The 21512-nt window shown below is 69.4% G+C and carries 19 protein-coding genes, 1 tRNA gene and 1 riboswitch; of the genes, 9 read left to right on the forward strand and 11 right to left on the reverse strand.

Annotated features, from left to right (window positions below):
* Positions 1–118 precede the first annotated feature (118 nt).
* Together M8231_RS00160 and crcB are read left to right on the forward strand one after the other, a co-directional pair.
* A complete protein-coding gene (locus tag M8231_RS00160; RefSeq protein WP_250201989.1) occupies positions 119–658 on the forward strand; it encodes a LysR substrate-binding domain-containing protein in 540 nt (179 codons plus the stop codon).
* A 103-nt stretch (positions 659–761) separates the two neighbouring features.
* Positions 762–823, forward strand: a riboswitch (Fluoride riboswitch).
* A 26-nt stretch (positions 824–849) separates the two neighbouring features.
* Positions 850–1239, forward strand: coding sequence for a fluoride efflux transporter CrcB (gene crcB, locus M8231_RS00165; protein ID WP_039247165.1), 390 nt, complete (start codon positions 850–852; stop codon positions 1237–1239).
* 28 nt (positions 1240–1267) lie between these two features.
* On the opposite strand, the gene M8231_RS00170 is transcribed toward crcB, so the two are convergent.
* The 3 genes from M8231_RS00170 to M8231_RS00180 form a co-directional block, all read right to left on the reverse strand.
* Positions 1268–1344: transfer RNA gene (locus tag M8231_RS00170), tRNA-Arg, on the reverse strand.
* 473 nt (positions 1345–1817) lie between these two features.
* On the reverse strand, positions 1818–2612 hold the full coding sequence (locus M8231_RS00175; RefSeq protein WP_250201990.1) for an SDR family oxidoreductase: 795 nt from the start codon (positions 2610–2612) through the stop codon (positions 1818–1820).
* Positions 2609–2914 (reverse strand): 4a-hydroxytetrahydrobiopterin dehydratase, encoded by a 306-nt coding sequence (locus tag M8231_RS00180; RefSeq protein WP_249751703.1) that lies wholly within the window; start codon positions 2912–2914, stop codon positions 2609–2611. Before M8231_RS00180 ends, M8231_RS00175 begins: the two co-directional genes overlap by 4 nt.
* Positions 2915–3063: 149 nt before the next feature.
* Between M8231_RS00180 and M8231_RS00185 the strand changes: the two genes are divergently transcribed.
* Genes M8231_RS00185 through M8231_RS00205 form a run of 5 tightly spaced genes read left to right on the forward strand, consistent with a single transcriptional unit; the run spans position 3064 to position 7696 of the window.
* Positions 3064–3765 carry a Crp/Fnr family transcriptional regulator gene (locus M8231_RS00185; protein ID WP_249751702.1) on the forward strand — a complete coding sequence of 234 codons (702 nt, stop codon included), beginning with the start codon at positions 3064–3066 and terminating at the stop codon, positions 3763–3765.
* A 31-nt stretch (positions 3766–3796) separates the two neighbouring features.
* Entirely contained in the window at positions 3797–4585 is a 789-nt protein-coding gene (locus tag M8231_RS00190; RefSeq protein WP_249751701.1) for a class I SAM-dependent methyltransferase, read from the forward strand.
* Positions 4573–6153 (forward strand): 2-polyprenylphenol 6-hydroxylase, encoded by a 1581-nt coding sequence (ubiB, locus tag M8231_RS00195; RefSeq protein ID WP_250201991.1) that lies wholly within the window; start codon positions 4573–4575, stop codon positions 6151–6153. Before M8231_RS00190 ends, ubiB begins: the two co-directional genes overlap by 13 nt.
* 17 nt (positions 6154–6170) lie before the next feature.
* Positions 6171–6647 carry a hypothetical protein gene (locus M8231_RS00200; protein ID WP_250201992.1) on the forward strand — a complete coding sequence of 159 codons (477 nt, stop codon included), beginning with the start codon at positions 6171–6173 and terminating at the stop codon, positions 6645–6647.
* 41 nt (positions 6648–6688) lie between these two features.
* Entirely contained in the window at positions 6689–7696 is a 1008-nt protein-coding gene (locus M8231_RS00205; RefSeq protein ID WP_249751698.1) for an adenosine kinase, read from the forward strand.
* Here M8231_RS00205 and M8231_RS16835 read toward each other — a convergent pair.
* The 5 genes from M8231_RS16835 to M8231_RS00240 all read right to left on the reverse strand — a co-directional run bounded on the left by M8231_RS16835 (position 7693) and on the right by M8231_RS00240 (position 14422).
* Positions 7693–10026, reverse strand: coding sequence for a bifunctional diguanylate cyclase/phosphodiesterase (locus M8231_RS16835; RefSeq protein ID WP_284150800.1), 2334 nt, complete (start codon positions 10024–10026; stop codon positions 7693–7695). The genes M8231_RS00205 and M8231_RS16835 overlap by 4 nt on opposite strands.
* A gap of 97 nt (positions 10027–10123) precedes the next feature.
* Positions 10124–13045: a DNA polymerase I gene (gene polA, locus M8231_RS00225; protein WP_250201993.1), complete on the reverse strand. Its 2922-nt coding sequence runs from the start codon at positions 13043–13045 to the stop codon at positions 10124–10126.
* Positions 13046–13093: 48 nt separating this feature from the next.
* Complete coding sequence (locus M8231_RS00230) at positions 13094–13705, reverse strand: DUF6655 family protein (protein ID WP_249751697.1); 612 nt, start codon at positions 13703–13705, stop codon at positions 13094–13096.
* Positions 13705–14145: a VOC family protein gene (locus tag M8231_RS00235; RefSeq protein WP_249751696.1), complete on the reverse strand. Its 441-nt coding sequence runs from the start codon at positions 14143–14145 to the stop codon at positions 13705–13707. Before M8231_RS00235 ends, M8231_RS00230 begins: the two co-directional genes overlap by 1 nt.
* A 37-nt stretch (positions 14146–14182) precedes the next feature.
* Positions 14183–14422 carry a zinc-finger domain-containing protein gene (locus tag M8231_RS00240; protein WP_249751695.1) on the reverse strand — a complete coding sequence of 80 codons (240 nt, stop codon included), beginning with the start codon at positions 14420–14422 and terminating at the stop codon, positions 14183–14185.
* 117 nt (positions 14423–14539) lie between these two features.
* Between M8231_RS00240 and M8231_RS00245 the strand changes: the two genes are divergently transcribed.
* Both M8231_RS00245 and M8231_RS00250 read left to right on the forward strand, forming a co-directional pair.
* Positions 14540–15502 (forward strand): ABC transporter ATP-binding protein, encoded by a 963-nt coding sequence (locus M8231_RS00245; protein ID WP_250202636.1) that lies wholly within the window; start codon positions 14540–14542, stop codon positions 15500–15502.
* Positions 15503–15610: 108 nt separating this feature from the next.
* Complete coding sequence (locus tag M8231_RS00250) at positions 15611–18451, forward strand: M16 family metallopeptidase (RefSeq protein WP_250201994.1); 2841 nt, start codon at positions 15611–15613, stop codon at positions 18449–18451.
* 203 nt (positions 18452–18654) lie between these two features.
* Here M8231_RS00250 and yihA read toward each other — a convergent pair whose 3' ends face one another.
* The 3 genes from yihA to rnpA are packed head-to-tail and all read right to left on the reverse strand — an operon-like array spanning position 18655 to position 21511.
* Positions 18655–19308 (reverse strand): ribosome biogenesis GTP-binding protein YihA/YsxC, encoded by a 654-nt coding sequence (yihA, locus tag M8231_RS00255; protein WP_249751693.1) that lies wholly within the window; start codon positions 19306–19308, stop codon positions 18655–18657.
* Positions 19305–21101 (reverse strand): membrane protein insertase YidC, encoded by a 1797-nt coding sequence (yidC, locus tag M8231_RS00260; protein ID WP_249751692.1) that lies wholly within the window; start codon positions 21099–21101, stop codon positions 19305–19307. Before yidC ends, yihA begins: the two co-directional genes overlap by 4 nt.
* A complete protein-coding gene (gene rnpA / locus M8231_RS00265; protein ID WP_249751691.1) occupies positions 21098–21511 on the reverse strand; it encodes a ribonuclease P protein component in 414 nt (137 codons plus the stop codon). The genes yidC and rnpA overlap by 4 nt, the downstream gene beginning before the upstream one ends.
* Position 21512: the final 1 nt, after the last annotated feature.

Below are 21512 nucleotides of genomic sequence, written 5' to 3' on the forward strand. Positions count from 1 at the left end.
CGCTCCTAGACGTGACGTCCCTGATGACGACACCCCAGAAAAGCTGGTCAGGTGGAGGTCGTCCACACCATCACGTCATGTGCCACAGCTTCGGGAGTCTTACCCCGATTTACGCATCATGGTCAGGGAGGATCGGCTCGAAAATCTGCCGGGCAAATTATCCGATGGTGCTCACGATGTGCTGCTGCTTCCCGAAAGACTGGACGATCCCGAGTTCACCAGCGTCGTCTTGCTGTGTGAGCCCCTGCACCTTGTCGTTCAGGCCGATCATCGCCTGGCCGCATTCGACACCGTTGATCCGAAGAATCTGGCAGGCGAAACGATTCTGAGTATGGAACGGGGGCACCGAATTCACGATCAGATCGCCCGGCTTTGCGATAAGGTCGGCGCAGCCCATGCTACGGACTACGCGGGCACGACGCTGGACACGCTCAGGCTCATGGTGACTTGCGGTATGGGAATATCTCTTCTGCCGGCTCTCTATGTGCGGTCAGACGTCCAGCGGGAGACGCAGGTGGTATCGCGACCGCTCTCAATCGGCGCGCCGGTCAGGGAGTTGACCATGGTCTGGCGGACGGCTTCGCCACGCCACAAGGCGTATCAGAAAATCGCCAAGACGATTTCCAACAGCATCGCGCCTTGGGGTTTGGCGGATTGAGTTTATGACCACCCCGGCTGGAGTCCGCATCCTCGAAGTGAAACTGGCGCACAACGCGGCGTGAGTGGTGCCACCTGTTGTCGCCTGCCTCTCGCACTGATATTTTCTCAAAGGGAATGGTGTCTCCCTTATAACCGCGCTGGTGCTGATGACGCCTGCTTTCGCGCCGTTGGGCGCTAAGGGAGGCATGCGTGGGTTTTCTTCTCGTCTTCATAGGATCTGGTATCGGGGGCATGGCTCGTCACGGCGTCAGCCTACTGGCGCTCAAATGTTTCGGCACGAGCTTTCCCTTTGGCACGCTTGCCATCAATATTACCGGATCTTTCCTAGTAGGAATGGTCGTCGAGTATTGGGCCATCAAGACTGGGCTTCCGCAGCCTGCGCGCCTGTTCCTGACAACAGGCGTCATCGGTGGATTCACAACCTTCTCGACGTTCTCTCTGGAAACAGCGCTGCTATGGGAGCGGGGGCAGCCGATCTACGCTGCTATCTATGTGGCGGCGTCGGTTGCGCTATCTACCGGAGCATTATTCGCCGGGCTCAGGCTGGTCCGCTTCCTCGCTGGAAGGGTCGCTCTCTAAGCGCCGTAGTAAATTGTCTGTACCGAAATGGCGCACCCATCAGGATTCGAACCTGAGACCTCACCCTTCGGAGGGGTGCGCTCTATCCAGCTGAGCTATGGGTGCATCGGTATTCAGATAGGGCTCGTGACCGATCAGGGTCAATCGAGAATCCAGCAATCGAACGAATGCAAACGGGGTGGCCAAAAATCCGCTGCCGATTGTCGCCGTTCGTACTCCATATCCTCCTTCAATTTGCTTCCGCAGTGCTTCCGCGACCACGGAAGCAGTTTTCCTGCTTCCTTCGAGTTCCGCCAATCGCTTGGTTTCCCTCGATTTTCTTTGCCTTCACCCACAGCGCGCTTGACTTAGCTTTGCCTTCGGAGGGCAGTACTCTATCCAGCTGAGCTACGGGTGCGTGCACGGCGGTGACGCCGGAAGACGCCGCTTACAGCAAGGCGCGGGCGGCCTCAATCCCGAATAAGCGACAGGCGCGCCTTCACGGCCTCAAGCAGCGCAAGCGCGGTAAGCTAGGCGTCGCAGCCTCAAGCAGCGCGAAGCGCGGTAGGCCAACAAAGAAGCAATAGGTCGCGCGCGACCTATTGCGCCGTCATGCCGCCGTCGATCTTGAACTCGGCGCCGGTGACGAACTTCGATTCGTCGGAGGCCAGGTACAGGACGCAGTAGGCCACGTCGTCCGGTTCGCCGATTCGCTTCAGCGGGATGCCGCGCGACAGGCGCTCGTGGGCCTTGGCCTCGTCGCCGCCGGCCATGGCGACGAAGGGGTCCAGGATCGGCGTCCTGATGAAGACCGGGTGGACCGAGTTGCAGCGCACGTTCCAGTCGGCCTTGGCGGCCTCCAGCGCCAGGGTCTTGGTGTACATCCACACCCCGGCCTTGGTGGCGTTGTAGGCGCCCATGCCCGGCGCGGCGGCCAGGCCGGCGATCGAGGAGATGTTGACGATCGAGGCGGGCGCGGCGGCGCGCAGATGCGGCATGGCGTGCTTGGCGCCCAGCATGACCGAGCGCAGGTTGATCTCGTACTGGCGTTGCCAGTTCTCGACCGTATCCTGCTCGACGAAGGCCAGGGGGCCGCCGACGCCGGCGTTGTTGATCAGGACCGACAGGCCGCCCAGGTCGGCGACGGCGGCGGCGATCACCCGTTCCCAATCCGCCTCGCTCGCCACGTCGTGGGCGTAGGCGAAGGCGGCGCCGGGGATTGCGGCGTTGAGGCGCGCGGCCAGGTCGGCGGCGCGGTCGCCCTCGATGTCGGTCACGGCCACGGTCGCGCCCTCGCGGGCCAGCATGAAGGCCATCGCCTGGCCCAGGCCGCCCGCGGCGCCGGTGATCAGGGCGGTCTTGCCGGCGACCCGGCCGGGACGGGGCGCGCTCATGCGCCGGCTCCCATCGCTTCGGCGACCTGGTCGATGAAGCGGGCCATCTCGACGTCGCGCCGGGTCACGCCGTCCGCGTCATGGGTGGTCAGCAGCACGTCGACGCGATTGTAGACGTTCGACCATTCCGGGTGATGGTCCATCTTGTCGGCCAGCAGGGCCACGCGCGTCATGAAGCCGAAGGCGGCGTTGAAGTCGGCGAAGACCAGCCGGCGGACGAGCGCCTCCCGAGGACCGTCATCGGCGCGCCAGGCGGGCAGGGCGGCCAGGGCTTCGGCAAGGTCAAGACGGGCGTCGGTCATGCGCGTTTCCTCATTTTGTCCCTGGCGTAGGGCGCCCGCGGACGCCTCGCAAGCGCCACGACATCGCCCCGCAAAGGTCCCGGAACGCCCCGCCAAGCTTCGGCGTTCATCCCCAAGCGCCGCCATATGGAACCCAGGAAGGACGCCGCATGACCAATCTCTGGCTCGCCGCCCTTTCGGCCTCCGACCGCGCGCGCCTTGCGCCGGTCCTGGAGACGCGCGCCTTCGACCACGGCCAGGTGCTGTTCCGCGAGGGGCAGGACGTGGACGCCGTGTGGTTCCCCACCACGGGCGTGATCTCCCTGATGACGCTGCTGGACGACGACAAGCGGGTGGAGACGGCCGTGATCGGGCGCGAGGGGGTGGTCGGCGTGACCTGCGGCCCCTTGAACGCCCGGGCCGCCAGCCAGGCCGTGGCGCTTCTGCCGGGCGAGGCCGCCTGCTGTTCGGCCGACGCCTTCTCGGCCGCCATGGACGACAGCGAAAGCCTGAGGCTGGCGCTGGCGCGCTTCACCGAGGCGCTGATGGCCCAGGTGCAGCAGGTCGCGGCCTGCAACGCCCGCCACGCCCTGGACGAACGGCTGGCGCGCTGGCTGCTGTCGCTTCACGACCGGGCCGGAGAAGCGCGTTTCGAACTGACCCAGGCCGACATCGCGGGAATGCTGGGCGTGCGCCGCGCCACGGTCTCGGAGGTGGGCGGCAGCCTGGAGGATCGGGGCCTGATCGAGCGCGGGCGCGGCTGGGTGCGGGTGTTGGACCGGAACGGGCTGAAGGCGGCCGCCTGCGGCTGCTACGGCCAGATGCGCGCGGTGATGGACGAACTGGACCTGCGGACGCCAAAGGCGGCGTGACGGCGGACGTGCGAGCCGCTACATCCACGCCATGACCGACGCAGCCCCGAACCGCCCCCATTCGTCGGGCGACAGCTCCTCCTTCGGCTTTCGCGACGTGGACGCGCGCGAGAAGGTGAAGATGGTGCGCGGGGTGTTCGATTCCGTGGCCTCCAACTACGACCTGATGAACGACCTGATGAGCGCGGGCGTGCACCGGCTGTGGAAGGACGCGGCGGCGGCCAAGCTGAACCCGCGTCCGGGCGAGACCATCCTGGACGTGGCGGGCGGCACCGGCGACATGGCCCGGCGCTATTCGAAAATGGCGCGCGCGGCGCAGGCCAGGCGCGGCGGGGCGGACGCCTCGGTCATCGTGATGGACTACAACGCCGAGATGATCCTGGCGGGCGTCCACAAGGGCGGCGAGCCCGAGATGAGCTGGTCGGTGGGCGACGCGATGGCCCTGCCGCTGCCGGACGCCTCGGTCGACGCCTATTCGATCAGTTTCGGCATCCGCAACGTGGCCCATATCGATAAGGCCCTGGCCGAGGCGCGACGGGTGCTGAAGCCGGGCGGGCGTTTCCTGTGCCTGGAGTTCTCGCGTCCCACGACCGGGCCGATCCGGCGCGCCTATGACGCCTGGTCCTTCCACGCCATCCCGCGCATCGGCCAGTGGGTCGCCAAGGATCGCGACAGCTATCAGTATCTGGTCGAGAGCATCCGCCGTTTTCCCGACCAGGCGGCGTTCAAGGCCCTGGTCGAGGACGCGGGGTTCAGCCGCGTGTCGGTGACCAATCTGTCGGGCGGGGTCGCGGCCATCCATCACGGGTGGGCGATCTGAGCAGCCCCGTCTATCGCACGCCGCCGCCCGCACCCGTCGCCGAGCCGGTGCGCCATCCGGTCGGCGCCTTCCTGCGCCTGCTGGCCTGGCTGTGGGTGCTGGCGCGCCACGACGCCCTGGTCCCGCGCGAGGTCACGCCGCTGCTGCCGGCCTGGACGCGGCCGTTCGCCCGCTTCGTGCAGATGTTTTCCGGTCGGGCGGGCCGCGAGGGGCGACCCGGCCAGCGGCTGGGCAAGGCGTTCGAGCACCTGGGGCCGGTGGCGATCAAGCTGGGCCAGGTGCTGGCCACCCGCGCCGACATCTTCGGCCTGCAGTTCGCCCGCGACCTGGGCCGGCTGAAGGACGCCCTGCCGCCGTTTCCGCTGGCCGAGGCGCGCCGCGAGATCGAGCGCTCGCTGGGCCGGCCGGCGGAGGCCCTGTTCACCGACCTGGGCGAGCCGGTGGCGGCGGCGTCCCTGGCCCAGGCGCATCCCGCCTGGCTGGCCGACGGGCGCAAGGTGGCGGTCAAGGTGCTGCGCCCCGGCGTCGAACGGCGCGTGGCCGACGGGCTGGATTCCATGCGTCTGGCCGCGCGGCTGGTGTGGCGGCTGGTTCCCCTGGCCCGGCGGCTGGAGCCGTCCGCCTTCGTCGAGACGATCGCCCGCTCGCTGGACCTGGAGCTGGACATGCGGCTGGAGGCGGCCGCCGCCAGCGAGATGGCCGAGGTCATGGCCAAGGACGGCTACATGTCCGCGCCCGCCGTGATCTGGGACGGGGTGGGCCGGCGGGTTCTGACGCTGGAGTGGGCGCAAGGCACGCCGATGACCGATCCGGCGCTGGCGGAGCTGCCGGGGCTGGACGTCGATCTGCTGGCCGACAACGTCGTGCGCGCCTTCCTGGTGCAGGCGCTGGACCACGGGGCGTTCCACGCCGACCTGCACGAGGGCAATCTGTTCGCCAGCGCCCCGGCGCATCTGACGGCCATCGACTTCGGCATCGTCGGACGGCTGGGGCCGGCCGAGCGGCGCTATCTGGCGGAAATCCTGTGGGGCTTCATCAGTCGCGACTACGACCGGATCGCCCGCGTCCATTTCGAGGCCGGATACGTGCCGCCGCATCATTCGGTCGAGACCTTCGCCCAGGCGCTGCGGGCGGTGGGCGAGCCGGTCATCGGCCGCGCCGCCAGCCAGGTGTCGATGGGCCGGCTGCTGGGCCAGCTGTTCGAGATCACCGCCCTGTTCGACATGCGGCTGCGGCCCGAACTGATCCTGCTGCAGAAGACGATGGTGTCGGTCGAAGGGGTGGCGCGCCGGCTTCAGCCCGACCACGACCTGTGGAAGGCCGCCCAGCCGGTGGTGGAACGCTGGATCCGCCGCGAGCTGGGGCCCCAGGCCCAGGCGCGCGACGCCCTGAACGAGGTCCTGGCCGCCGCCCGCGCCCTGTCGCGCCTGGTGCAGGAGCCGCCCCGTCCGACGACGGTGGTCATGGAAAAGCCGGGAACTCCCGCTTGGCTGACGGCTTGCGTCACCGTGGCGGTCGTCGCCGCGCTCGCGGCGCTGGGGCTTTCGCTCTGGCCGCTCGTGTCCTGACTGCCTGGAGCTTTCCGATGAAGACCGCCCTCAAGACCCTGGCGCTGGCCGCCGCGCTTCTGGCGCCCGCGCCCGTTCTGGCCCAGGCCGCCGCCGGCTCCGTGCCCAACAGTTTCGACGCCCCCGCGGCCCAGGCGACGCCCGCTCCGCAGCGTCCGGGGCAAGCCCCCGTCCAGGCCCCGGCCGCCGCCGCGCCCGCCGATGTGGCCGAGGCCGAGGCCGCCCTGCGCGGCGTGATCGTCGCGATCCAGGGGCCGGGGCCCGACTATTCGGCGTTCACCCAGAACCTGGCCGCGCAAATCCGCCAGCAGGCGGATCAAGTGACGCCGCTGATCAAGAGCTTCGGCGCGCTTCGGACCATCGAACACGTGCGGCCCGAGGGCCAGGCCCAGCTGTTCCGCGTCACCTTCGACAACCAGGCGACCGAGTGGATCATCGGCTTCGGCGACGACGGCAAGATCGCCGCCCTGCTGTTCCGTCCCGCCGAGGCCTAGTTTGGGGTGACGCCGGGCCCCGCGTCGGCTAAGGCCCCGGCATGACCGATATCCGATACGACGTCTGCGCCGTCGGCAACGCCATTGTCGACGTGCTCAGCCCCTGCGACGAAGCCTTCCTGAAGGCCCAGGACCTGGCCCCCAACTCCATGCAGCTGGTCGATGCGGCCCGCAGCGCCGCCCTGTACGACGCCATGGCGCCGGGGGTGGAGGCGTCGGGCGGATCGGCCGGCAACACCGTCGCGGGCGTCGGCTCGTTCGGCGGCCGCGCGGCCTATATCGGCAAGGTGGCCGACGACACCTTGGGCCAGGTCTTCACCCACGACATCCGCGCCGCCGGGGTGCATTTCGACACGCCCGCGCTGAAGGGCGGCGCCGCCGAAGGCTTCGGCACCGGCCGGTGCCTGGTCAACGTGCTGGCCGACGGCCAGCGGACCATGGCGACCTTCCTGGGCGCCGCCAACCAGCTGTTCGCCGACGACATCGACGAGGCCCTGATCGCCGACAGCGCCATCGTCTATCTGGAAGGCTATCTGTTCGACCCGGCCCCGGCCCGCGCCGCCTTCGAGCGCGCCGCCGCCGCCGCGCACCGGGCCGGACGCAAGGTGGCCATCACCCTGTCGGACACCTTCGTGGTCGCCCGCTGGCGGGCCGAGCTGCTGGACTTCATTGAACAGTCGGCCGACATCGTCCTGGCCAACGAGGCCGAGCTGGGCGCCCTGTTCGAGACCGACGACTTCGACGCCGCCGCCGACAAGCTGGCCGCTCTCGTCGAGATCGCCGCCGTGACGCGCGGCGCCGAGGGCTCGGTGATCCTGCGCGGCGACGAACGGGTGGCGGTCCCCGCCTATCCGGTCGACAAGGTGGTCGACACCACCGGCGCCGGCGACCAGTACGCGGCCGGCTTCCTGCTGGGCCTGGCGCGGGGCCGTCCGCTGGCCGAGGCGGGCGCCCTGGGCTCGCTGGCCGCCGCCGAGGTCATCGCCCACTGGGGTCCGCGCCCGATGACCAGGCTGTCGGACCTGGCGGCGGAGAAGGGGCTGCTCTAGCCGAACCGTATGCCGGGCAGGACGCGGGGCAAGGCGACCCGCCCCGGCCTGCCGAAGAAGAAGCCTTGGGCGTTGGCGCAGCCTTCCTCCAGGACCAGGCGACGCTGGGCCTCGGTCTCGACGCCCTCCGCGACGATGGGAAGGTCCAGGCTGCGGCCGATGCCGACGATCGCGCGCACGATCGATCGGGCCGCGGCGTCGTCCTCCATGCTGGCGATGAAGCTGCGATCGATCTTGATCTTGTCGAACGGGAAGCTCTGCAGATTGCTGAGCGACGAATAGCCCGTGCCGAAGTCGTCCATGACCACGCTGACGCCCAGCGCCTTGATCCGGTGCAGGGTGGCGACGGTGCTCGCGCGCTCCTTCAGCAGGGCGCTTTCGGTGATCTCCAGCTCCAGCCGGCTTGGGTCCAGGCCGCTTTCGGACAGGGCCGACGCCACCAGATCGGCCAGCGTGGCGACCTGGAACTGCACCGGCGAGACATTGACCGCCACCTGAAGATGATCGGGCCACCGCGCCGCTTCGCGGCAGGCCTCGCGCAGGACCCACTCCCCGATGGTTATGATCGCCCCCGTCTCCTCGGCGATCGGGATGAAGTCGTCCGGCCCCACCGCGCCGCGCTCGGGGTGGTCCCAGCGCAGCAGCGCCTCGTAGCCGGACAGCTCGCCGTCGGCGGTGCGGACCAGGGGCTGGTAGTCCAGGCGCAGCTGACGGCGCAGGATGGCGTGACGCAGATCGGTTTCCAGCTGTCGTCGCAGACGCGCCTCCTCGTCCATCCGCGCATCGAAGAAGGCGGCCTGGCCGCGTCCCGAGGTCTTGGCGCGATACAGGGCGATGTCGGCCGCATGACGCAGGGCTTCGGCGTCGCGGCCGTCCGTGGGGTGGACGGCGACGCCGACGCTGACGCCGACGGCGGTCGGGTCCAGGGCCGGATCCATCTCGGTGCGGAAGGCCGCCAGGATGCGATCGGCCAGGGCCTGCGCGGCCTGGGGCTGATCCGCGCCGACCTGCAACACCACGAACTCGTCGCCGCCCAGACGCGCGACCGTGTCGCTGGCGCGCACGCACCGCCTCAGGATGTCGGCCACGGACTTCAGCACCCGGTCGCCCTCGGCGTGGCCGAAGATGTCGTTGACCGCCTTGAACCGGTCCAGGTCCAGCGCCAGGACCGCCAGCGCTTCCTCGGTCCGCGCCGCACGGGTCAGGGCGTGCTCCAGCCGCTCCTGGAACAGGGTGCGGTTGGGCAGGTCGGTCAGGCCGTCGTGACGGGCCAGGTGTTCGATGCGGCGCTGGGCCGCCTTGGTCTCGGTCAGGTCGCGGACCGCCAGGACCTGCGACGGGCGTCCGCGATACTCGATCAGGTGCGACGCCACCTCGAAGATGCGATCGGCGTCGTCCTGGCGCAGGGCCGCTTCCACGGGCTTTTCGCGCGCGCTCGCCATCGGCAGGCCGTCGGCGGCCGCCAGAACCTCGTCGGCGCCGACGCCGATCAGGCGCGAGGGGTCCCGCCCGACCAGCTCCGCGAAGCGATCGTTGGTCTCCACGATCACGCCGTCGCGCAGGATGGCCAGCCCCTCCAGCGTGGCCTGGGCCAGGCCGCGCAGGTCGGTCAGGTGCCGGTCGATCAGCGTCGCCGTCACCGTCAGGGCGATCAGGACGGCGGCGGCGCCCACGGTCGCGCCGATCAGCCACGACCGGGCGCCGCCCGAGGCGACGAAGGGCAGGGCGGGGTCGGGGATCAGCACGGTCGCGTCCATCGCCGTGAAATGGAGCGTGCACACGGACAGGACGGCGCACGCCGAGCCGATCGCGACGCCGCGCCAGCCCGGAAAGCGCGCAAAGCCGAGGAAGGCCGCGGCGAACAGGGCCAGGGCGATGAGCCCGCCCGCGGCGATCGGCCCCGTCTCGTATCGGATGTGCGCGGCCACGCGCATGGCGGCCATGCCGGTGAAGTGCATCGCGGCCACTGCCGTGACCGCGACGACCGCCGCGCCCAGGCAACGGATCGGCCGCAGATCGCCGAGCACTCTGAGCGCCAGCCAGAAACCGGCCACGGCCATGCTGGCGGAAAGGGTGGTCAGAAACGGGTCGTAGTCGATGGCGACGCCGCCGTCGTAGGCCAGCATGGCGACGAAATGGGTCGCCCAGACGCCGACGCCGCCGGCCAGTCCGCCAATCGCCAGCCATCCGGCGCGCCGCTGGGGCCCGCACTCGCGTGCGTGGGCCAGCGCCAGGAAGAAGGCCAGGCTTCCGACGGCCCAGATCGCCGCCGCCATCAGGACGGTCAGGCGGTCATGTTGAACCCAGACGCATTCGATGACGCGAAACATGACGATCCCCCGATCTTCGACGCCATGTTGGCATCGCAGGGTTGCGGGATCATGAATCCAGAGGTTGTTCTCGCGCGACGCGCCCGGCGTCGGCGCCTCAGTGCGCCTCGTCCCAGTTGGCGGCGGCGCGGGCTTCGACGTCCAGCGGGACGCTCAGGGCGACGGCGGGTTCGGCGGCGGTCTCCATGACGCGCTTGATCACGGCGATGGCGGCCTCGGCCTCGGCTTCGGGGGCTTCGAAGACCAGTTCGTCGTGGACCTGCAGCAACATGCGGGTGGACAGGCCCGCGTCCGTCAGGGCGCCCGGCATGCGGATCATGGCGCGGCGGATGATGTCGGCGGCGGCGCCCTGGATCGGGGCGTTGATGGCCGCGCGCTCGCCGAACTGGCGCTCGGCCCCGGACTTGGAGTGGATGGCCGGGATGTGGATGCGGCGGCCGAAGACGGTGGAGACGAAGCCCGCCTGTCGCACCTCGGCCTTGGTCCGGTCCATGTAGCCGCGGATGCCGGGGAAGCGCTCGAAATAGGTCTTGATGTAGGCCCCCGCCTCGCCCTGGTCGATGCCCAGCTGGGCGGCCAGGCCGAAGGCCGAGATGCCGTAGACGATGCCGAAGTTGATCGCCTTGGCGCGGCGACGGGTCTCGGACGGCATGCCCTCGACGGGGACGCCGAACATCTCCGAAGCCGTGGCCGCGTGGATGTCCAGCCCGGCCTTGAAGGCGCGCTTCAGCTCGGGGATGTCGCCGATGTGGGCCAGGAGGCGCAGCTCGATCTGGCTGTAGTCGGCGCTGATCAGCACATGGCCGGGCGCGGCGATGAAGGCCTGGCGGATCTCGCGGCCGGTCTCGGTGCGGATCGGGATGTTCTGCAGGTTGGGATCGGAACTGGCCAGCCGGCCGGTCGAGGCGGCCGCCAGCTGGTAGGAGGTGTGGACCCGGTCGGTGGCGGGATCGGCCGCGGCGGTCAGGGCGTCGGTGTAGGTGCCCTTCAGCTTGGACAGCTGGCGCCAGTCCAGGATGGCGCGGGGCAGGTCGTGGGTGAGGGCCAGCTCCTCCAGCACGCTGGCGTCGGTGCCCCATTGGCCGCTGGCGGTCTTCTTGCCGCCGGGCAGGTTCAACTCTCCGAACAGGATTTCGCCGATCTGGCGGGGCGAGCCGACGTTGAAGGGGCGGCCGGCGATCTCGTGCGCCTGCTGCTCCAGCTCGGCCATGCGCAGGCCGAACTCCGAGGACAGCCGCTTCAGCCGGTCGGGATCGACACGCACGCCGGCCAGCTCCATGTCGGCCAGGACGGTCGGCATCGGCCGTTCCAGCGTCTCATAGACGGTGGACAGGCCCTCGCGGGCCAGGCGGGGCTTCAGGATGCGCCACAGGCGCAGCGTCACGTCGGCGTCCTCGGCCGCATATTGCGTCGCGGGGGCCAGCTGCACGTGCTTGAACGACTTCTGGCTCTTGCCCGTCCCGGCCACCGACTTGAAGGCGATCGGCTCGTGGCCCAGGTGCAGGCGCGCCAGCTCGTCCATGCCGTGGCCGTGCAGGCCGCCCTCCAGCACATACGACAGCAGCAGGGTGTCGTCGTAGGGGGCGACGCGGATGCCGCGCCGGGCGAAGACGGCGACGTCGTACTTGGCGTTCTGCAGCACCTTGAGGACCGACGGATCCTCCAGCAGGGTCTTCAACTTGGCCAGGGTTGTCGGCTTGTCCAGCTGGGTCAGCGGTTCGCGCGTGTCGGCCTCGCCGCCGAAGTCCAGCCCGCCGGCGTTCGCCGCCGGCTCGTGCTCGTGGGTCAGGGGAATGTAGCAGGCGTCGTTCGGCCCCAGCGCCAGCGACACGCCGCACAGGCCCGCATGGGTGGCCGACAGGGCGTCGGTCTCGGTGTCCAGGCCGACGACGCCGGCCTCGCGCGCGCGTTCGATCCAGCGGTCCAGCGCCTCCTCGGTCTGCACGCATTCATAGGCGTCCAGGTCGAAGACGTGCGGCTCGGACGGCGCGGCGACCTCCTTGGGCGCATAGCGCGGGCTGGCGACCGGGGCCGACAGGTTGGGCGCGCGCTTGGGCGCGAAGGCGGAGGTCTCGGTCGCCTCGGCCTTGCCGTCCCCGACGCGCCGGGCCAGCGAGCGGAACTCCATCTTGTCGAGGAATTCGGACAGGGTCTGCGGGTCCGGATCCTTGACCGCGAAGTCGTCGACGGCCTCGGGCGCCGGGGCGTCGCAGGTCAGGCGCACCAGTTCGCGCGACAGGCGGATCTGGTCGGCGAAGTCGATCAGGGTCTGGCGGCGCTTGGGCTGTTTGATCTCGCCGGCGCGGGCCAGCAGCGTGTCCAGGTCGCCGTATTCGTCCAGCAGCTGGGCGGCCGTCTTGGGGCCGATGCCGGGGGCGCCGGGGACGTTGTCGACGCTGTCGCCGATCAGGGCCTGCAGGTCGACCATCTTCTCCGGGCCGACGCCGAACTTCTCGAACACCTCCGGCTCGGCCAGGCGGCGGTCCTTCATCGGATCCCACATGACCACGCCGCGCCCGATCAGCTGCATCAGGTCCTTGTCTGAACTGACGATCACCGCCTCGCCGCCCGCGTCGCGCGCCTTGCAGGCGTAGGTGGCGATCAGGTCGTCGGCCTCGTAGCCCGGCAGTTCGACGCAGTGGACGCCGAAGGCCGCGGTCGCCTCGCGCACCAGCGGGAACTGCGGGATCAGGTCCTCGGGCGGCGGCGGGCGGTGGGCCTTGTACTGGTCGTACAGGGTGTTGCGGAACGTCTTCTCGGAATGGTCGAAGATGGCCACCAGGTGCGTCGGGCCGTCGGCGCCCTTCATGTCCTTCAGGAGCTTCCACAGCATGTTGCAGTAGCCCTGGACCGCCCCGACCGGCAGGCCGTCGGACTTGCGCGTCAGGGGCGGCAGGGCGTGGTAGGCGCGAAAGATGTAGGCCGAGGCGTCGATCATCCACAGCCGCAGGGCGGGCCCGTCCTGGGTCAGCTCCCGGTCCTGTTCAATGGCGGGCGGCGTGTCGGCGGCGTCGGTCATGGCCGGAACATAGGGCGGCGAAGCCCCCGCGTCAGCCGGGAAACCGGATCAGAATTCGGTCCAGCTGGAGCCGGGGTCGCGCTGGCCCGGCTGGGCCTGCTGCTGGCCCCAGGTGACCATCATCATCGCCTTGTGGCTGCGGATCCTATAGCTGCCGATCATCGGCAGGACGGCGCCCAGCGGCGCGCCGGTCTTGGCCTCGTAGAGGAAGCCCGAGAACTCGGCCACGCCGACCCGGTCGCGGTGGCTGTAGATCGACAGTTCGGGCAGGGAGACCACGTTGAAGGTCTCGTTGATCGGCACCCGCATCTCCGGGATGCCGAAGACGCGGCGCATCTGCTCCAGCGACAGGGCGCCGGCGCGGATCTCGAACACGGCGTCGGCGGCGTCCTTGCTCGGGGCCAGGCGGAAGCCGGCGTCGGACAGGGCGGCGCGGATGGCGCTGATCGCATAGCGCGCGCCCTCGCCCTGGAAGTAGGATTCGTCGACATAGACCGCCGAGCCGGCGGGAAGCGGCAGGCTGAGGCCCTCCACCGCCCGGTCGGCGGCGCGGGCCAGCAGCAGCTGCTCGGTCGCCGTGCGGCCGGGATTGGTCTCGGTGGTCGAGGCGCAGGCCGAGAGCGTCAGTCCGGCCGCCAGCAGGGCCGCCGCCCGCCGCATCACCAGGTCCCGGTGTTGGGCATGGAGGCCCAGGGCTCGGCCGGCGGCAGGGGGTCGCCCTCCTGCAGCAGTTCGATCGAAATGCCGTCGGGCGAGCGGACGAAGGCCATGTTGCCGTCGCGCGGCGGGCGGTTGACGGTCACGCCGCCGTCCATCAGCCGCTGGCAGGCGGCGTAGATGTCGTCGACCTTGTAGGCCAGGTGGCCGAAGTTGCGGCCGCCCTGATAGTCTTCCGGGTCCCAGTTGAAGGTCAGCTCGACCTCGGGGCAGCGCTCCGCCTTCGACTGCTCCAGGTTCTTGGGCGCGGCCAGGAAGACCAGGGTGAAGCGCCCCGCCTCGTTGTCCATGCGCCGGACCTCCTGCAGGCCCAGCAGGTCGCAGTAGAAACGCAGCGAGGCGTCGAGGTCCTTCACGCGGACCATGGTGTGCAGGTAGCGCATCGGCGGGCTCCTGGGAGGAAGGGCGGTCGGCGGGCCGTCAGTGGGCCTCGGGCGCGCGGGCGGCCGGGCTCAGATATTCGTTCTCGTCGTGCGGATGGGCCGACAGGACGAAGCGGCGGTCGCAGTAGCCGCATTCCACGAAATCGTCCTCGCCCATGTCCATATAGACCAGCGGATGGCCCAGCGCGCCGCCGCCGCCGTCGCAGGCCACGCGCTTGGTCGAGACCACGATCTCTTCGGGCGGCGGGATGATCGCATCGGGGTGGCGGGGCGGCATTTCGGGCTCGTCTCTTGGCGGGAGGGCGTCGCGCGCATACCTATGCGGCCCGCCCGGCGGCGTCAAACCGCCGCACGACCTGATTTTCCCGACCGAAGCGCGCCGATGACCGATCCCGTGACCCTGCCCGACAACGCCATCGAGGTGCGGGGCCTGAAGAAGACCTACGCCGGCTCCAAGAAGGCGGCGCCCAAGACTGCGCTGCGCGGCGTCGACCTGGTCATTCCGCGCGGGTCGATGTTCGGCCTGCTGGGCCCCAACGGCGCGGGCAAGTCGACCCTGATCAACATCCTGGCCGGGGTGGTCAAGAAATCGGAGGGCTCGGTCAGGATCTGGGGCCGCGACATCGACAAGGAGCCGCGCGACGCCGCCGCCGCCATCGGCGTGGTGCCGCAGGAGATCGTCGCCGACGTCTTCTTCACCCCGCGCGAGTCGCTGGAGGTGCAGGCCGGCTTCTACGGCGTGCCGGCCAACGAACGGCGCTCGGACGAACTGCTGGCGGCGCTGGGCCTGTCGGACAAGGCCAACGCCTATGTGCGGGCGCTGTCGGGCGGGATGAAGCGCCGGCTGATGGTGGCCAAGGCCCTGGTCCATAATCCGCCGATCCTGATCCTGGACGAGCCGACCGCCGGGGTGGACGTCGAGCTGCGCCGCCAGCTGTGGGACTACGTCCGGCGCATCAACGCCGAGGGCGTGACCATCGTCCTGACCACCCACTATCTGGAAGAGGCGCAGGAGCTCTGCGACACAATCGCCATCGTCAACCGGGGCGAGGTCGTGGCCTGCGAGCCGACGCCGCAGCTGCTGCGACGTCTGGACAGCCGAAACGTGGTGGTGACGCCCGAGACGCCGCAGGCGACCCCGCCGGTCCTGCCCGGCTTCGAGGTGACGGCCCGGCCGAACGGCGCGTTCGCCGTGGCCTACAAGAAGGGCCAGTCGTCGGTCGAACAGGTCATCGCCGCCGTGCGCCAGGCGGGCGTGACCATCGCCGACATCTCGACCGAGGACCCGGACCTGGAGGACGTCTTCCTGGCCTTGACCTATGGCGACGCGTCCCAGGTCGATCCGACCCGGGACTGAGCGTCCGCCCGCGCGGCGAAGATGAAACTTTCGTCATGAAAGCCTGTCCCCGTTGTGACGCGTCGTCCGGCGTCTAAGGTCGATCCCTCGCAAACCGAGGAATTGCCCATGCGCCGTGTCGCCCCCTTCGTCGCCGCCGCCGCCCTGATGGCGGTGGTCGCGCCGATCGCCCTTGTTTCCGCGCCGGTCCCCGCCGTCGCCCAGGCCGCCATCCAGGCCGCGCCGGTGTCCGAACTGGTCGCCGAGGTGGACATCCCCTATACCAAGTTCACCCTGGACAACGGTCTGACCGTGCTGGTGCACGAGGACCACAAGGCGCCCGTGGTGGCGGTGTCGGTCTGGTACAACGTCGGCTCCAAGGACGAACCGGCGGGCAAGACCGGCTTCGCCCACCTGTTCGAGCACCTGATGTTCGGCGGGTCGGAGAATGCGCCGGGCAGCTATTTCACGCCGATGCGCAACATGGGCGCGACGGACATGAACGGCACCACCTGGTTCGACCGCACCAACTATTTCGAGACGGTCCCGACCCCGGCGCTGGAACAGGCGCTGTTCATGGAAAGCGACCGCATGGGCTACATGCTGGGCGCCATCAGCCAGGAGACGCTCGATCTCCAGCGCGGCGTGGTCCAGAACGAAAAGCGCCAGGGCGACAACCAGCCGTTCGGCCTCAATGAATACAAGGTGCTGGAGGCCCTGTTCCCGGAAGGCCATCCGTATCGCCACTCGACCATCGGCTCGATGGCCGACCTGGACGCGGCGTCGATGGAGACGGTGCGCGACTGGTTCCGCTCCAACTACGGGCCGAACAACGCCGTGCTGGTCCTGGCCGGCGACATCACGCCCGAGAAGGCGCGTGAGCTGACCCAGAAATACTTCGGCCCGATTCCGCGCGGCCCGGTGAACAACCCGGCCCAGGCGCCGGTCCCGACCCTGGCCGCGCCGATCCACGAGACGACCCACGACCGCGTGGCCAACGCCCAGGTCTCGATCAACTGGGCCGTGCCCGGAATGCTGGATCCCGACAGCGTGCCGCTGAGCGTCGGCGCCTCGGTGCTGGGCGGCCTGGCCAGCTCGCGCCTGGACAACGAACTGGTGCGCGGCGAGCAGACCGCCGTTTCCGTCAGCGCCTCGAACGGCGCCTTCCACCGCGTGGGCATGTTCGACATCACCCTGAACGTGAAGCCCGGCGAAGACCCCGCCGCCGTCGAGGCGCGGGCCCGCGAGATCCTGAACGGCCTGATCGCCGACGGCCCGACGGCCGAGGAGGTCGAACGGGTCAAGACCCAGTACGTCTCGCGCACCGTGCAGGGCCTGGAACAGGTCGGCGGCTTCGGCGGCAAGGCCGTGGCCCTGGCCGAGGGCCAGCTCTATGCGGGCGATCCCGAGCACTACAAGAAGGAGCTGCAGGCCTATGCGGCGGTGACGCCGGCCCAGGTCCAGGCGGCCATGCAGAAGTGGCTGACCCGTCCGGCCTACACCCTGACCACCCTGCCGGGCGAACGCGAAGCCTATCAGGAGGCGGCGGAAGCGCCGTCGGGCGCCAACCACACCCCCGCCCCGCCGATCGAGCGCGTGGCGCGGATGGCCAAGCCCGAGATCGGCGCCGTGTCCAACGTCGACTTCCCGGCGGTGGAGCGCACCCGCCTGTCGAACGGCATGGAGGTCGTTTACGCCCATCGCGACGCCGTGCCGGCCACCAAGATCGCGGTCGACTTCGACGCGGGCCTGGCGGCGGACGACGCCGGCAAGCTGGGCGTCCAGACCCTGATGATGGACCTGATGGACGAAGGGGCGGCTGGCCGTAACGCCACGCAGCTGGCCGAGGCGGAGGAAACCCTGGGCGCCGGCATCTCGACCGGCTCCTCGATGGACCGGTCGGTGGTGTCGCTGAGCGCCGTCACCCCGAACCTGGCGTCGTCGGTCGCCCTGCTGGCCGACGTGGTGCGGCGTCCGACCTTCGACGCGGCGGAACTGGAGCGGCTGCGCGCCACGCGCCTGGCCTCCATCGCCGCCGAGCGCACCAGCCCCGCCGCCTTGGCCAACCGGGCCCTGCCCGCGCTGATCTACGGCGCCGACAGCCCCTATGGCCGGCCCTTCAGCGGCAACGGCGACGAGGCCTCGGTCAAGGCCATCACCCGCGCCGACATCCAGAACGCCTATGCGCAATGGATCCGCCCGGACAACGCCAAGATCTTCGTGGTTTCGGACCTGCCGCTCAACGAGATCAAGCCGCTGCTGGAAGCGAACTTCGGCCAGTGGACGCCGCCCGCCTCGGCCAAGCCCGTCAAGGACTTCTCGGCCCCGATCCCGGCCGCGACGCCCAAGATCGTGCTGATCGACCGGCCCCAGTCGCCCCAGTCCTACATCCTGGGCGGCGAGGTTCTGAACGCCTCGGGCACGGACGACCTGCTGGTGCTGAACGCGGCCAACAACGTGCTGGGCAACGACTTCCTGTCGCGCATCAACTCGGACCTGCGCGAGACCAAGGGCTGGTCCTACGGGGTCAACGCCTCGGTCGCCGGCTTCGAGCACCGCGTGCCCTATCTGGTCACCGCCCCGGTCCAGGCCGACCAGACCGGCCCGGCCATCGCCGCCCTGAACGCCCAGTTCAACGACTTCCTGAGCGGCGGCAAGGGCGTGACCTCCGCCGAACTGGAACGGACCGTCAACGGCAACACCCGCCGTCTGGCCGGCAGCTACGAGACCTCGGGCGCCGTCCTGGGGGCGCTGCGGACCAACGACATGCTGGGCCGCCCGGACGACTATCCCGAAACCGTGGCGGCGCGCACCAACGCCTTGACGGCGGATCAGATGGACGCCGCGGCCAAGGCCGCGATCGACCCGTCGCGCTTCGTCTGGGTGGTCGTGGGCGACGCCTCGGTGGTCAAGCCGCAGCTGGACGCCCTGGGCCTGCCGGTCGAGGTGCGCTCCGCCTCGGGCGACTGAGGCCGGCGTCCCGCCGAAACGACGAAGGCCCGGAGCGCGCGCTCCGGGCCTTTTTCTTCGTCGTCGAGCGTCCCAACCTCGTCATCCTCGGCTTGACCCGAGGATCGGATGTGGAGCGAGATCGTGCGCCGCACCAAGGCGCAATGCGGCGGAACACCCGGCCCTCGGGTCAAGCCCGAGGGTGACGGTGGCGGGATGGAAAATCAGTCGATCGTCGCGCCGGTCGTGCGCATGATCTCGGCGCGCAGCTCGGGCAGGCCGACGCCCTTTTCGGAAGAGGTCAGGGCCACGACGGGGAAGGCGGCCGGGCGCTTGGAGACGGCCTTCAGGGTGGCCGCCTGCATCTTCTCGCCCTCGCCCTTCTTCAGCTTGTCGGCCTTGGTCAGGACGATCTGATAGCTGACCGCGGCCAGGTCCAGCGCGTCCAGCGCCTCGGCGTCCACCGACTTCAGGCCGTGCCGGGCGTCGATCAGCAGATAGACGCGCTTCAGCGTCACCCGCCCGCGCAGATAGTCGCGGCCCAGGTCCTGGAACTTCTTCGTCGTCGACTTGGACGCCTTGGCCCAGCCGTAGCCGGGCAGGTCGACCAGGCGCAGCCGGCCGTCCAGGTCGAAGAAGTTGACCTCGCGCGTGCGGCCCGGCTCGTTGGAGGCGCGGGCCAGCTTGTGCATGCCGACCAGGCCGTTGATCAGGCTGGACTTGCCGACGTTGGAACGCCCGGCGAAGGCGATCTCGGGCAGGTCGGGATCGGGCAGCTGCTCGATCTTGGCCGCGCCCATGACGAAGGTCGCCGGCCGCGCGAACAGCACCCGCGCGGCCTCGATCTCCTCGGGCGTGAACTCGGTTTCCTCGATCACGCCGGGGACTTCTTGAACCGGCCGATGAAGCTGTCGATCGGGTTCTCGGCCTTGTAGCGGTGCATGATGACGTACTGCTGCAGGATGGTCAGGATGTTCGACCACGCCCAGTACACCAGCAGGCCCGCCGCGAAGGGCGCCATGATGAAGGTGAAGACCAGCGGCATGAACTGGAAGATCTGGCGCTGCATCGGATCGGTGGCCGGCGGGTTCATCGCCGTCTGCAGCCACATGGTCAGGCCGTAGGCGATGGCCAGAAGCCCGATGTGCAGCGGTCCGCCCAGCAGGCCGCCCAGGACCGGCAGGGTCGACGGATCCCACGGGATCAGGCCGAACAGGTTCCAGATGGTCGAGGGGTCGCGCGCCGACAGGTCGTGGATGAAGCCCAGGAACGGCTGGTGGCGCATCTCGATGGTGACGGTCAGCACCTTGTACAGGGCGTAGAAGACCGGAATCTGGAGCAGCAACGGCAGGCAGCCGGCGACCGGATTGATCTTCTCCTTCTGGTACAGGCCCATCATCTCCTGCTGCTGCTTCTGCGGGTCGTCCTTATGCTTCTTGCGGATCTCCTCCATCTTGGGCTGGAGGTTGCGCATCTTGGACATCGAGGCGTAGGCGTTGTTCGCCAGCGGGAACATGACCAGCTTGACGATCACGGTCAGCGCCAGGATGGCGACGCCGAAGCTGCCGACCACCGCATAGACGTTTTCCAGGATCCAGAAGATCGGACGCGTCAGGAACCAGAACATGCCCCAGTCGATCGCATAGACGAAGCGCGGCAGGCCCAGGCTTTCCTCATAGGACTTCAGCACCTCGGCGCGCTTGACGCCGGCGAACAGGCGCTGGGTCTCGGTGGTGGTCGCGCCCGGCTGGATGGTGCGGCTGGCGCCCAGCAGGTTGGCTTCCAGCTGTTGGCCGCCGTTCGCGTCGCGCACGCGGAATTCGGTCTGCACCGCCTCGTTCTGCTGGGGCAGCAGGGCCGCCAGCCAGTATTTGTCGGTGATGCCCAGCCAGCCGCCGGTCGAGGCGTTCTCGATGCGCGGCTCCTTGAGCCAGTCCTTGTATTTCTTCTGCTCGGTCCGGTACTCGCCCGGCTTGCCGAAGGCGCCGATGGCGCCCTCGTGGACGATGTGGGACGACCCCGCCGCCGGCGGCACGCCCTGGCGCTGGACGCTGCCGTAGGGGGCGATGGTGATGGGCTGCGTCCCCAGGTTCTGCACCGTGTCCTTCAGGGTGAAGACGTACTTGTCGTCCACCGACACCATGCGGGTGAAGCGCAGCCCCTGGCCGTTGTCCCAGGTCAGGGTGATCGGCGTGGTCGGCGTCAGGGTCGAGCCGGCGGTCAGGCGCCACGGCGTGTTGGGGCCCGGCACGCCGCCGGGGATGTTGGCGCCGGCCCAGCCGAACTGGGCGAAATAGGCGTGCTCCATGCCCTGCGGGCGGAACAGTTCGACCGGCGCGGGATCGTCCTGGACCTCGCGGTAGTCGGTCAGGAACAGGTCGTCGATGCGCGCGCCCTGCAGCGACAGCGAGCCCCTGAGCGTGCCCGACTGGATCGGCACGCGCGCGGCCGTTCCCAGCGCCTGGGTCCGGTCGGTGACGAAGACCGGGCCCTGCGGGCTCAGCGCCGTATTGGCGGCGTTCTCGGCCGTCTGCGACTGTTCGGCTTGGGCCGACTGCTGGGCCGCGCGGCGCTCGGCCTGCGGACGCAGCACGGTGAACCAGTAGATCCCGAGGATCAGGACCGAGCACACGATGAAGATGATCGTGTTGCGCGAGTTCTCGTTTTTCATGGGGTTCGGTCGTCCTGGCCGGAAGAGGCGCGAGGGTGGGAAGGCCGGTCGGCCCGCTCTGTCTTGGGGGTCGCGAGCCTTGTAAGCGTCGATTTCACGTCGTCAAGCAAACGGTCCCAGGGACGGTCCGCCGTGCCCATGCGGGCGATGAAGACATAGTCGCTGCCGGGACGGCCGTGCTGGGCGATCATCAGGCGGGCCGCCTGGCGCAGGCGGCGCTTGGCCCGGTTGCGGACCACGGCCCCGCCGACCTTGCGCGTCGCGGTGAAGCCCAGGCCGATGTGCGCCGAGCCGTCGCCGCGATCCAGGCGCTGGATCACCACCGCGCCGCGGGCCTCGGAAACGCCTTTGGCGGCCGCCAGGAACTGGGGCCGCCGCAACAGACGCTTGATCTGTAAAGGGTCGCTCATG

Origin of the sequence: Brevundimonas albigilva, from assembly GCF_023573565.1 — a bacterium.
Lineage (GTDB): Bacteria > Pseudomonadota > Alphaproteobacteria > Caulobacterales > Caulobacteraceae > Brevundimonas > Brevundimonas albigilva.